This window comes from Spongiibacter thalassae, from assembly GCF_012272835.1.
Lineage (GTDB): Bacteria > Pseudomonadota > Gammaproteobacteria > Pseudomonadales > Spongiibacteraceae > Spongiibacter > Spongiibacter thalassae.
On the sequence record NZ_JAAWWK010000003.1, the window covers coordinates 281,428 to 294,375 of the forward strand.

At 56.7% G+C, this 12,948-nt stretch carries 10 protein-coding genes; all 10 read left to right on the forward strand.

Going from position 1 to position 12,948, the window contains the following annotated elements; translation table 11 throughout:
- Positions 1 to 11 precede the first annotated feature (11 nt).
- Positions 12 to 1,673, forward strand: coding sequence for a dihydrolipoyllysine-residue acetyltransferase (aceF, locus tag HCU74_RS10030; protein WP_168450301.1), 1,662 nt, complete (start codon positions 12 to 14; stop codon positions 1,671 to 1,673).
- A 357-nt stretch (positions 1,674 to 2,030) separates the two neighbouring features.
- Entirely contained in the window at positions 2,031 to 3,509 is a 1,479-nt protein-coding gene (locus HCU74_RS10035) for a circularly permuted type 2 ATP-grasp protein (RefSeq protein ID WP_168450302.1), read from the forward strand.
- On the forward strand, positions 3,509 to 4,435 hold the full coding sequence (locus HCU74_RS10040; protein ID WP_168450303.1) for an alpha-E domain-containing protein: 927 nt from the start codon (positions 3,509 to 3,511) through the stop codon (positions 4,433 to 4,435). The genes HCU74_RS10035 and HCU74_RS10040 overlap by 1 nt, the downstream gene beginning before the upstream one ends.
- A gap of 164 nt (positions 4,436 to 4,599) precedes the next feature.
- On the forward strand, positions 4,600 to 7,119 hold the full coding sequence (locus tag HCU74_RS10045) for a circularly permuted type 2 ATP-grasp protein (protein ID WP_168450304.1): 2,520 nt from the start codon (positions 4,600 to 4,602) through the stop codon (positions 7,117 to 7,119).
- The gene (locus tag HCU74_RS10050) at positions 7,116 to 8,054 is read left to right on the forward strand and encodes a transglutaminase family protein (protein WP_168450305.1); all 939 of its coding nucleotides are present in this window, start codon (positions 7,116 to 7,118) and stop codon (positions 8,052 to 8,054) included. The genes HCU74_RS10045 and HCU74_RS10050 overlap by 4 nt, the downstream gene beginning before the upstream one ends.
- 238 nt (positions 8,055 to 8,292) lie before the next feature.
- The gene (locus HCU74_RS10055; RefSeq protein WP_168450306.1) at positions 8,293 to 9,153 is read left to right on the forward strand and encodes an SDR family NAD(P)-dependent oxidoreductase; all 861 of its coding nucleotides are present in this window, start codon (positions 8,293 to 8,295) and stop codon (positions 9,151 to 9,153) included.
- 151 nt (positions 9,154 to 9,304) lie between these two features.
- Positions 9,305 to 10,135 (forward strand): alpha/beta fold hydrolase, encoded by an 831-nt coding sequence (locus HCU74_RS10060; protein WP_345889677.1) that lies wholly within the window; start codon positions 9,305 to 9,307, stop codon positions 10,133 to 10,135.
- 2 nt (positions 10,136 to 10,137) lie between these two features.
- Positions 10,138 to 10,923 carry a fumarylacetoacetate hydrolase family protein gene (locus HCU74_RS10065; protein WP_168450308.1) on the forward strand — a complete coding sequence of 262 codons (786 nt, stop codon included), beginning with the start codon at positions 10,138 to 10,140 and terminating at the stop codon, positions 10,921 to 10,923.
- Between the two features lie 55 nt (positions 10,924 to 10,978).
- Positions 10,979 to 11,887 (forward strand): acetaldehyde dehydrogenase (acetylating), encoded by a 909-nt coding sequence (locus HCU74_RS10070; protein WP_168450309.1) that lies wholly within the window; start codon positions 10,979 to 10,981, stop codon positions 11,885 to 11,887.
- An 11-nt stretch (positions 11,888 to 11,898) separates the two neighbouring features.
- Complete coding sequence (gene dmpG, locus HCU74_RS10075) at positions 11,899 to 12,927, forward strand: 4-hydroxy-2-oxovalerate aldolase (protein WP_168450310.1); 1,029 nt, start codon at positions 11,899 to 11,901, stop codon at positions 12,925 to 12,927.
- The last annotated feature ends 21 nt before the right edge of the window (positions 12,928 to 12,948 follow it).

Consider the following 12,948-nt stretch of genomic DNA (forward strand, 5'->3'; position numbering starts at 1 on the left):
AGGAGTTTTTTGTGGCTAAAGAAACGATAAAAATTCCTGATCTTGGCGGTGGTGATGACGTTGAGGTCATAGAAATCTGTGTCGCCGTCGGCGATGTCGTTGCCGAAGAGGATTCCCTTTTGGTATTGGAATCTGACAAGGCGTCTATGGAAGTTCCGTCACCCAAGTCGGGCAAGGTCGTGTCTATCAGTGTCAGTGTCGGGGATACCGTCGCAGAAGGGGCGGCCATTCTTGAGCTGGAGACAGAGGCGGAAGAGCAAAGCGCCGCCTCCGCAGAGAAGACGACGCCGGCAGAGACAAAGGACGAAGCGGCGCCAGAGCCAGAACAAAGCAACAATACCGGTGACACAGACTCTGCGGCCCAATCTTCACCGGCAAGCTCGTCGGCACCTCGTGTTGAAACTGCCAGCGTGCCGGATATCGGCGGCGGCAGCGTCGAGGTTATCGAGGTATGTGTGAGCGAAGGCGACGAGGTTGCCGAGGGCGACTCACTGGTGGTGCTGGAGTCAGACAAGGCATCGATGGAAGTTCCTGCGCCCTTCGCCGGGCGGGTCAGAAAATTGCTGATTACGGTTGGCGCAACGGCGGAGCAGGGAACGGCTCTGGCCGAGATCGAGACCGATGCGGCTGATAGCCACGACGCTGAATCCGAACCTGCCAACTCCGACTCTGCAAGTGCGCCATCTGCCCCTGCGCCTGCGACGCAAAAGGCGGAAACACCTGAGGTTGCTGCGGACACCACCGAACCAACCGTAGTCAGTCACGCCGATGTCTACGCCGGCCCGGCAGTGCGCAAGCTGGCCAGGGAATTCGGTATTACTTTGGAAGACGTCAAAGGCACCGGCCCCAAGGATCGTATTCTCAAGGAAGACCTTCACGCCTATGTGAAGCAATTGGCGGCTGCGAAACCGGCCAGTGGTTCGGTGAGCAGTGGCAGTGGCATTCCACCGATCCCCGATGTGGACTTCAGCCAATTTGGCGATATCGACACCCAGCCACTTAGCAAAATGGCGAAGCTGACCGCGGCCAATATGCACCGCAGTTGGGTAAATCTGCCCCATGTCACCCAGTTTGACGAGGTGGATATCAGCGACCTCGAAGACTTCCGCGCACAGATGAAGAAAGAGGCAGAGCAGCGGGGTGTCAAACTTACGCCATTGCCCTTCCTGCTCAAGGCCGCCGCTGCCGCGCTTCGTGCCAACCCTCGGTTCAACGCCTCGCTGACCAGCGACGGTGAGTCCATCGTCTACAAGCAATATGTGCATATCGGCATTGCGGTAGACACCCCGGCGGGGCTGGTTGTGCCGGTGATTCGCGATGTCGATAAAAAATCCCTGTGGACCCTGGCGGAAGAAAGTGCCGAATTGGCCGCCAAAGCCAAGGAGCGCAAACTCAAGCCCGCCGATATGCAGGGCGGCTGCTTTACTATCTCTAGTCTCGGCAATATCGGCGGCACTGGCTTTACCCCGATCATCAACGCGCCCGAGGTGGCGATTATGGGAGTGTCGAAACTGGCAGTTAAACCCCAGTGGAACGGCAGTGAATTTGTGCCGCGAAAAATGTTGCCAGTGTCGCTGTCCTACGACCATCGCGCTATTAACGGTGCCGATGCCGGACAGTTCTTCACCTTCCTTGGGCGGATGTTGGCGGATATTCGTCAACTTCTGTTGTAGCAGTGACGCTCCCGGCAACGCCGTTGCTGGGCAGCGAAACGTTAATTAATTGCTCCATTTGCGCTACCCACCAAGCCGCTGCCTTTGCAGCGGCTTTTTTGTTTTCCGGGTGCCAGTCATAAACATGTCATGGGCAGGAGCCTACCATCGACAATTTTACAACGGTTTTCCGCAGCTTGGCGCGCACATTGCTTTGTTAGAGATGAGTCGCAGGGTTTTATTGTCCCGGTGGCGGAGGAATAAAATTTAGTCAGTGACAGCAGTGCTGGACCGAGAAACAGCTACACTGCAAACGTGTACAGAGTGTTGACCACAGGCAGTCTCGCTGCGGGTTTTTATGCTGGATGTGAGAACTACATGAAAAGAAGCAAGGACAGCAGTATCGGTATTGATTGGTCGGCCTATCCGGCGGATCAGTTCTTCGACGAAATGATTACCCCCAAGGGAAACGCGCGGCGAGCGAGTCGCGAGGTGGTTCGCCACTTTTCCGGGTTGAGCCGGGAAGAGCTGGAACAGCGGCGCATCGCCGCCGAGCGCACGGTGCGAGATATGGGGGTCAGTTTTACGGTGTACTCCGATGGCGAAAATATCGACAGGGTGTGGCCCTTCGATTTAATCCCGAGGGTTATTGATGCCGAGGAATGGCAGCGCACCGCCGAGGGGCTTAAACAGCGGGTGCGTGCACTGAATATGTTCATCAATGATGTCTACCACGAGCAGCAGATTTTTGCTGATGGTGTGGTGCCGTCCTACCTTATCAAGGATTCAAAGAATTTCCGTCCTGAGTGTGTGGGTATCACGCCCCCTGAGGGGGTCTGGGCACACATTTGCGGCTGCGATTTGGTGCGCGACAGCGATGGCAAGTTCTACGTGCTGGAGGACAATCTGCGGGTGCCCTCGGGAGTTGCCTATATGCTGGAAAACCGCGAGGTCAGCAAACGGGTGCTACCGGAATTTTTTGAAAGTAACAGCATTCTGCCGGTGGATAATTACCCCAGCATGTTGTGGCAAACCCTGGCGTCGGTGTCACCACAAAAGCGGCGGCAGCCGGTAATCGTTATTCTGACTCCCGGGGTATATAACTCTGCGTACTTCGAACACGCCTTTCTCGCCCAGCAATTGGGGGTGGAATTGGTAGAAGGTGCCGACCTGGTCGTCGATGATGACGACATCGTCTATATGAAAACAATTGATGGCCTTGAACGCATCGACGTTATCTATCGTCGCATCGACGATATGTTCCTCGACCCCGAGGTCTTCCATGAGGATTCGATCCTGGGGGTGGCGGGGTTGATGCGGGCCTGGAAGAGCGGCAATGTCGCCATCGTAAATGCCCCCGGCGCCGGCGTGGCCGACGACAAGGTGGTGTACGCCTATGTGCCGCAAATGATCGAATACTACCTGAAGGAAAAAGCCATTCTGCCGAATGTGAAAACCTGGTTGTGCGATGTGCCCGAGCACCTGGAATATGTGCTGGAGAACATCGAACAACTGGTGGTTAAACCGGCCAATGAGTCGGGAGGCTACGGCATGATGGTGGGCCCCCACGCCAGCAAAAAAGACCACGAGGCCTTTCGCAAATTAGTGACAGAAAACCCCCGTAACTATATCGCCCAACCCACCTTGCAGTTGTCTACAACTCCGGTGATTACCGGGATCGGTGAGGCAGAGCCACGGCATCTTGATCTGCGTCCCTTTGTCCTGCAGGGCAAGGAGCTGCAGGTTACCACCGGTGGTCTAACCCGAGTGGCACTGAAAAAGGGTTCGCTGGTGGTCAATTCTTCCCAGGGCGGTGGCAGTAAGGACACCTGGATTGTGCAGAGGGAGAAAGACTGATGCTGTCGCGTGTTGCAGAACGAGTTTATTGGTTTTCCCGCTATCTAGAGCGGGTAGAAAGTATTGCGCGGCTGATACAGGTGTATACCTCGCTGTTGTCGGATTTACCCAAGGACACCGGCATCAGCTGGCACAACCTGGTGTTGGCCAGCGGCAGTCACGCGGAATTTGAGCGACGCTTTCAGGTCAAGGATGAAAAGCGGGTTGTGCGTTTTTTACTGGAGGATCAGAGCAATACCAGTTCGCTGGCGTTTTCGCTGAAAATGGTCAGGGAAAATATCCGCACCAGCCGGGACACACTGCCCCCGGAAAGCTGGGAGCTTATCAACGAATTCCAGATTTTTGTGTCGGAGAATATTCAGCAGGGGATCAATCGGCGCAATCGCCATGAATTTCTCGAGCAGGTGATTCGCACCTGCCAGGGGATTAATGGTTTGATTGCCGACACCATGCGCCGGGATGGCGCCTGGCACTTTCTGCGTCTGGGCAAAAATCTGGAGCGGGCAGACATGAGCCTGCGTACTATCGAAGCGGGTGCCAGCATGTCAGCAGAATTCGCGGCGGCGGATATGCCCGAGGCAGCTGAGGTCGTATGGAGCAGCGTTTTGCATACCCTCGACGCCATGACGCCCTACAAGCGCACCATGCGGGTGGCCGTCAGTGGCGAAGACGCCGCCGCTTTTTTGCTGGAAGACGCCCTGTTTCCCCGTTCGGTGGCCTGCTGTGTGCGGCAGATGCAGGAATCTCTGGATATGCTGCCGGACGGCGTTGAGGTGAAGAAGACCCTGGCCAAGATCGCCAAACCCCTGGGCGGCAAGATCGACTATGTCGACCTGCAAAAGCTATTGGTATTCATCGACTCGATGGAGCTGCATTTCAGGAGCTTGCACTCCGCGGTGGATCAGGCGTGGTTTCAGCCAAGATAGGCGGCGCAACTGGGCGGGTAATCAGGCGGTGACGACGATAAGTACATACGCCTGTTTACCGCCAGTATATACTTGCGGTAGTCTCCATGCTCCCACCCCCATCGTCCGTATCGATGGGCATAGACGATTAGTGCGAGGCTTGCCGCGCACTCGGCGTGAGTACTATGTCTACAACACCGTTTTCATATAGCGTTCAGCACGCCCAGTACGACGAAGTTCTGCGCCCGGATGGCAAGGTTCGCGATCACTGGCACTATCCGATGCAGGTTCTCCAGGCAATGGGGCCAGATGCCCTGTTGGAGCGGCAGCGCACGGCCAAACGTATTTTGCGTGACGACGGCGCCAGCTATAGCCCCGGCGATCAACTGAACATCAGTCATACATGGAATCTTGACCTGGTGCCGATGATTCTGTCGAGCGCCGAGTGGAGCACCATAGAAAATGCCCTGCGCGAGCGCGCCGAGCTGCTCAACCTGATTCTGGCGGATCTCTACGGCCCCAGAACGTTGATTTTCAATCGCGTTATTCCACCGTCGCTGATTTTTGGCAACCCGGAGTTTCTCCGGGCCTGCGATGGCATGAAATTGCAGGGGGATCATCAGCTGATCTTCCACGCCGCCGACCTGATTCGGGATAAAAGCGGTGAGTGGATGATTATCGGTGACCGCAGTCAGGCTCCCTCGGGAACCGGCTATGTGCTGGAAAACCGCACGGTGTTGCGACGGGTGATGCCAAGCCTGTTCCGCGACGCCCATGTTCATCGGCTGGCCAATTTTTTCCTGCAGTGGCGACGCAAGCTCACCGCACTGGCGGGGGGGAAGGACTCACCGCTTATCGTGTATCTCACCCGTGGTGCCTATCAGGAAAACTCCTTTGAAGACGCCTACCTGGCGAACTACCTGGGCTATCCATTGGTCCAGAGCCGCGACCTCACGGTGCGCAAGGGCGGTTTGTGGTTAAAGTCCCTCGATGGCCTGCGCCGGGTAGACGTGGTGCTGCGCCGTATTGACGACTGTTTCACCGACCCGGTGGTGTCGCGCTACAGCGCGGGGCAGGGGGTGCCTGGGCTGCTTGAGGTGGCGCGCAATGGCGGCGTTGTCATTGCCAATCCCATTGGCAGCGGTATTCTGGAAAACCCTGCCTTTGCCAAATACATGCCGGCGATCGCCCGACATTTCCTCGGTCGTGAACTGCGCATGAACTCAGTGCCAACCTGGTGGTGTGGTGACCGTGAAGACATGGCCTACGTTCGTGCCCATTTTGACGATTTGCTTATTCGCCACTGTAGCCGTTTGGCGGGTGGTCACAGTGTGTTCGTTAACGAGCTGGACAAGGCCGCGCGAGAGAAGTTGCTGCACAGCGTGCTGGCCGACCCTGAGTCCTATGTCGCCCAGCAGGTTATCCCCCCTTCACAGACGCCGGTGCTGGAGGGTAAACAACTCAGTAGTCGGCCATTAGTGCTGCGTGGCTACGCGGTGGCATCAGATGCGTCCTACAGCGTGATGCCCGGTGGGCTAACCCACGTGGGGGCCAATGCCGATACGCGTCACATTGTCAGCCAGTATGGTGGCGGCAGCAAGGATACCTGGATATTGGCCTCTGAACCCGAGGCGCAGGTCAGCATTTACGAGAGCGAGCAAAGTCGGGGCGCCGACCGCAGTTTCAGTCTGCCGAGCAGGATAATCGATAATCTGTTCTGGTTCGGACGCTACGCCGAGCGCGCCGAGTCCGGGCTGCGTCTGGTGAGAACCGTATTCGAGGAACTGAACAGTATTGAACCCTTACCCCGGGATATGCGCTGTCGCCTGCTGGAATCGGTGACCCATGTCACCGCAACTTACCCGGGTTTTGTCGCCGCCGACGCCAATATCGACAGCCCGGAGCAGGAACTTCTCGATGTCGTTGCCAATCGCGGCCGCTTTGGCAGTATTGCCCATTGCCTTGAGGCGATACTGCATTCCGCGGACGGGGTTAAGGAATTGCTGTCCAACGATATGCTCCGGTTGATAAACGATGTGCGCGACGGCATGGATTATCTGAATGCCCATCTGGCGGAAAAGCTGCAATCCGCACCGGAAGAGCTGTTTGACCCACTGATTACCACCCTGTTAGCCCTGTGTGGTTTGAGTCAGGAAAGCATGGTGCGCAGTCGCGCCTGGCGGTTTATGGAAATGGGGCGTCGTCTGGAGCGGGCGCAGCAGACCATTGAGCTGCTGCGGCACACTTTGGTTGAGGGTGGCGTCGAATCCGGGCCGGTGTCCCTGTTGAAACCGGTCTTGGCCAGTCTGGAGTCGCGCATCGTCTACAAGCGTTACTACCGCAGTGGTTATCGTCTGGAGAAGGGCCTGGAGCTGCTGCTGTTCGACCGGGAAAATCCCCGCTCCCTTGCGTTTCAGCTGGAATCGCTACGGATACATCTGGAAGAGCTGAATGGCCCGCGCAAAAGCGTGCAGGTGGGTGAGGATCTGCGCTGCCTGCTCAAGGCCAATAATGCGCTGTTGCTGGCGCGGTTGCCGGAGCTGGCCAGTACTGATCTGGAATCCGGGACCTGCCTGAAACTTGACAGCTTTCTTGAAGAGCTGGAGACAGATCTCAAAGCCGCAGCCCAGGCGATTGCCGATCGCTATTTCGACCACACTGCGGGGCCGCAAACCGTCGATATGGGAGGCCGTAACCTGTCATGAGATATCGCATCAGTCATACCACGGTGTACGAATACTCAGACCAGGTGAGCCAGGGCTATAGTGTTGCCTACCTGGTTCCCCGGGACACCCCGGAACAGAAAGTGCTGCGCAGCGAGTTGAAAGTGTCGCCACTTCCCGCAACCCAGCTTAAGCAGTTCGATTATTTTGGTAACACGGTATGCTCCTTCAGCGTCGAAAAGCCGCATAAAAAGCTGGAGGTTCGAGTGGACAGTGAGGTCGAGGTTGCCCCCAGTGAAAACCGCTTGCTCGGCAGCGGTATGACCTGTGCGGATGTTCGCCAGGCGATCGCCGGCTGCGCCACTGCAGCCGATATACAGGCCTCTGAGTTCTGTTTCAGCTCGCCGATGATCGGCCGCTCGAACGATCTCGCCGATTTTGCCAGCGCCCTGTTCAGTGACGAGCGGGAATTTGTCACCGCGGTTAATGAATTGAATAACCGCATTTTTGAAGAGTTCCAATACGACCCCGGCTTTACCACCGTGGCGACTCCTCTTGATGAAGTACTGCTAAACAAACGTGGCGTTTGTCAGGACTTTGCCCATTTTGCGATCGGCGTTTTGCGCAGTCTGGGCTTTGCCGCACGCTACGTCAGTGGCTATCTTGAAACACTCCCGCCGCCCGGCCAGCAAAAATTAAAGGGGGCCGATGCCTCACACGCCTGGTTTGCCGTCTATGTGCCAGGTGATGACTGGTACGATTTCGACCCGACCAATGGCGCAATGCCCTCGGGTCAGCACATCACTACCGCATGGGGAAGAGACTATTCTGATGTGACCCCGCTTAAGGGCGTGGTATTTGGCGGCGGCGCCGACCAGATCCTGTCTGTGGCAGTGGATGTAGAACGTGTGAACGAAGGAAGTGCGCAAGGCCAGATCCAGACGCAAACCCAAATTCAGAACCCCTCTCAGGGGTGAGAAGGCAGCCAACGATTGGGTTACCAGCGAGCCTGATTCCGCGGGACTCAGTATGACCGGCTTATCCTTCAGTGGAGAGACCTCCTCGTAAATCAACGCTACCCGATCTCGCGCATAGCATCGCTGCCTGAACCCCTATCCTCGACTACGCTTACTACAGCGCTGCTACCTGTTTTGGATTATGGTGACCCGCAGCGCAATGTAGCAATTTGCGCACTACAGCGGGTGGAGTATAGCGATGGGCAAAAAGCAGGAAATTGTTCTGGTAACCGGTGCCAGTCGCGGCGCAGGCAAGGGGATTGCACTGGCGCTGGCGAGGCCCGGTCGAGTGATTTACATCACTGGCAGAACCCTTGGAGAGGGGGAAGCGGAACTTCCGGGGAGTTTGATTGGCACCGCCGAGGAAATCAGCGCCCGGGGAGCCGAGGTCGAGGTGGAGATCTGCGACCACCGGGACGACGCTCAGGTTGAAGAGGTCTTTGCGGGCATTCAGCGCCGTCACCAACGCCTCGATATACTGGTTAACAATGCCTTGCAGGTGCCTCAGGGGCTGACTGCCCCGGGCCCATTCTGGAGTAAACCCCTTGCGCTGCAGGATATTCTCAATGTGGGGCTGCGCTCCAGTTATGTGTCGTCTTACTATGGGGCGCCCCTTTTGTTACAGAGCAAGCGGGGTCTGGTGGTCAATACTTCATCAGCGGGCGGGCGCTGCTATATGCATGGCCCGGCCTATGGCGCAGGCAAGGCCGGAGTAGACAAAATGGCCCATGATATGGCGGTGGATTTTCGGCCCCATCGGGTTGCTGTGGTGTCGCTGTGGATGGGCTTGCTGAAGACCGAGCGCAGTGTGAAAGTCTTTGCCGAGGCGCCGGAGTTATACGCTGAGGCTAGCGCCATCGCGGAGTCGCCGGAATTCCCCGGCAGAGTCATTGATGCCCTTTACCAGGCGTCGGGACTAATGAAACGCAGCGGCAAGATTTATTACGCCGCGGAACTGGCCGAGGAGCTGGGAATAGTCGATATTGATGGCCGTCAGCCGCCGTCGCCCAGAGCCATGCTCGGCTCGCCAACCCGCTACAACCCGGCGGAAATCAATTAGCGCCTGCTACCGGCCTGGTTGTCATCCGTTTGGGGGATTAGTTTATGGTGGGTGGGTCGTTATGATTCAGGCTCTTTAACAGAGGGGGCGTGCTGCTTTCGCCGAGGTGCTGCACAGTGCGCTTTTTCGTCCGACGAGGGAGCTGGGTGTGGTGGATTTAGTCAGTGGGTTGCCAGAGGGGCACTACGCAACACTTGGCAGCGGGCATCGCCTGCACTATCTCGACCAGGGTCAGGGGCCGGTAGTGGTATTTCTCCACGGCAGCGGCAGCGGCGCCAGCGGACACAGCAACTTCAAGTATAACTATCCGTGGCTGGCGAAGCAGGGTTATCGGGTGATTGTCCCAGACCTGATCGGCTATGGCTATTCCGACAAGCCCGATGATATCGACTACCCCCTGGATCTATTTATCGACGGCATTCATCAACTTCTGCAGCAACTTGGTGTGGCACGTTGCACCCTCATTGGCAATTCCCTTGGCGGCGCTATCGCACTTGGCTTCTGTCTGCAATATCCGGCTCAGGTGGAACGCATGGTATTAATGGCCCCGGGCGGTATCGAAAATCAGGCAGACTATTTTCATATGCCGGGTATGCAGATCATGAAGGAAGTATTCAGTGAGGGTGCGATGTCGCCGGATCGACTGGAGACCTTTATTCGTCGAGGTCTGGTCTATGACGACAGTGTGGTCGATAAGCAACTGGTAAAAGAACGCTGGGGAATCTTTCAACAGCAGAACGCTCAGGTAATTACCACAATGCGAGTGCCCAATATGAGCGATCGACTGGGGGAAATTTCTTGCCCGGTCATGGTGTTTTGGGGGCTCAACGAACAGATGATGCCGGAAACCGGCATTATGACCTTGGCGAAGGGTATTCCCGATGTTTGCCTTAGTCTGGTCTCCCGTTGCGGGCATTGGGTGATGGTGGAGCATCGCGAGCTGTTCAACAATCAGACACTGGATTTCCTGCGGAGACGTTGAGCATGGACACGGCAATTATCGAACAATTGGGTGATGAGTTATATCAGTCCCTGCGCAGTCAGCGCAGCATAACCCCGCTGACAGAGCGCTACCCGAATATCACTATCGACGATGCCTATTATATTTCTCTACGAATGCTGAACCGTCGTCTCGAAGATGGCGAACAGGTTGTCGGAAAAAAAATCGGAGTAACCAGCGCCGTGGTCCAGGAAATGCTGGGTGTTCACCAGCCGGATTTCGGCTTTTTAACCGACGCCATGACCTTCGCCAACGGTGCAGACATCAAGGTAGCGGGGCACCTTATTCAACCTCGCGCCGAAGCAGAAATCGGCTTTCGGCTGAAACAGGATTTACAGGGGCCAGGCGTGACTGAAGCGGAGGTACTGGCAGCTACCGAATGTATTATGCCGTGTTTTGAAATCGTCGATTCCCGTATAGATAATTGGCGTATCGCCATACAGGACACCGTCGCCGATAACGCTTCCTGCGGTGTCTATGTGCTGGGCAATGAGGAGGCCGATCCTCGCGAGTTTGACTTGCCGTCACTGGAGATTCGCGTATGGAAAAACGGCGAGCCGCTCAGTCAAGGACTGGGTAGCGCCGTTCAGGGCAATCCCTTGACCGCAGTCGCCTGGTTGGCGAACACCCTGGGGCGTTTCGGTATCCCCTTTAAAGCAGGTGAGGTCATTCTCTCTGGCTCACTTGTCCCCCTCGAACCGGTTCAGGCAGGCGATAGCCTGCGTATGGAACTGGGCGGTATCGGCAGTGCCGCCGTCAATTTTGTGTAAGTCGGCGACTCGCCAGTTCACTTTTTAAACCTGTTTATTATGGCTGAGGACTACCATGGCTGAAAAAATTCGCGCGGCAATTATCGGGCCGGGCAATATCGGTACGGACCTGCTGATGAAAGCGGCTCGCTCAGCGTTGATCGAACCGATTTGGATGGTCGGCGTTGATCCCGATTCCCCCGGCCTTGCCCGCGCCAGTGAAATGGGGCTGAAAGTCACTGCTGAGGGTGTAGCGGGGATGCTGCCCGAAATGCGCGCAGATGGTGTACAGATTTGCTTTGACGCCACCTCTGCCTATGTACACGCGGAAAACTCCCGCATGGTGAACGGTGAAGGGGCGTTGATGATCGACCTCACTCCGGCGGCGATAGGCCCCTATTGCGTGCCGCCGGTGAACCAAAGGCAAGTACTGTCGGCCCCGTGCCGCAACGTCAATATGGTGACCTGCGGTGGACAGGCGACGATTCCTATGGTGGCGGCGGTATCGCGGGTGCAATCTGTCAGCTACGGCGAAATCGTTGCCACGGTCAGTTCGCGCTCGGTGGGACCGGGCACACGCAAGAATATCGATGAATTTACCCGCACCACGGCGGGTGCGGTAGAAAGCATTGGCGGCGCCCGCCAGGGCAAGGCGATCATTGTTATTAACCCCGCCGAGCCGCCACTGATTATGCGCGATACCATTCACTGCCTCACTGACGAGGAGCCGGATCAACAGGCGATCCGCGAATCTGTAGAGGCAATGGTTGCTGAGGTGCAACGCTATGTGCCGGGCTATCGCTTGAAAAATGGACCGGTGTTCGATGGCAATAGAGTTTCCCTGTTTATGGAGGTCGAGGGGCTGGGGGACTTCCTGCCCAGGTATGCGGGTAACCTCGATATTATGACCGCAGCAGCACTGCGTACCGCAGAGATGTTTGCCGAAGAAATACAGGCCGGGCGTTATTCGCCGGCGGCAGATTAAGGGAGACTCGTATGAACTTAAGCGGTAAAAAAGTCGTGCTGCACGATATGTGTCTGCGCGACGGTATGCACGCCAAGCGCCATCAAATCACCCTTGAGCAGATGGTGGATATTGCCACTGGCCTCGATGAGGCGGGGATGCCACTGATCGAGGTTACCCACGGCGATGGTCTTGGGGGAAGCTCGGTAAACTACGGCTTTCCTGCCCACACCGACGAGGAATACCTCAAGGCGGTGATCGGCGCGGTGAAAAACGCGAAAATATCGGCTCTGCTGCTGCCGGGCATCGGCACTGTGGATCACCTGAAAATGGCCGCTGATTTGGGGGTGAACACCATTCGTGTCGCAACCCACTGTACTGAGGCTGATGTGTCGGAACAGCATATCGGTATGGCCAGCGAAATGGGTCTGGATACCGTGGGCTTTCTGATGATGACCCATATGATCGAGCCTGAGGAGATTGTTGTTCAGGCCAGGTTGATGGAGTCCTACGGCGCCAACTGTATTTACTGTACCGACTCCGCCGGCTACCTGTTGCCTGATCAGGTGCAATCGCGTATTGAACTGCTGCGCCGGGAGCTGAAACCGGAAACTGAAATCGGTTTTCACGCCCACCACAACCTCAGTCTTGGGGTGATGAATTCGCTGGTTGCAATTGAAGCGGGGGCAGGGCGCATCGACGGCTCGGTGGCGGGCCTGGGCGCAGGTGCGGGGAATACGCCACTGGAAGTGTTGGTGGCCGTTCTCGACCGAATGGGTGCCGACCACGGCATCGACCTGTACAGGATTATGGATGTTGCCGAAGAACGGGTGACGCCGATCATGGATAGTCCCATTCGAATCGACCGGGACTCGCTGACCCTCGGCTATGCCGGCGTCTATTCCTCCTTTTTGCTATTCGCCAAGCGCGCCCAGCAAAAATACGGCGTGTCCTCCCGGGATATACTGGTAGAGTTGGGCCGCCGGCGTACGGTAGGCGGTCAGGAGGACATGATTGAGGATCTGGCACTCGATATGGCCAGGGAGCAGGGCCTGATCTGATAGCGCGTTTGCGATTCGGCT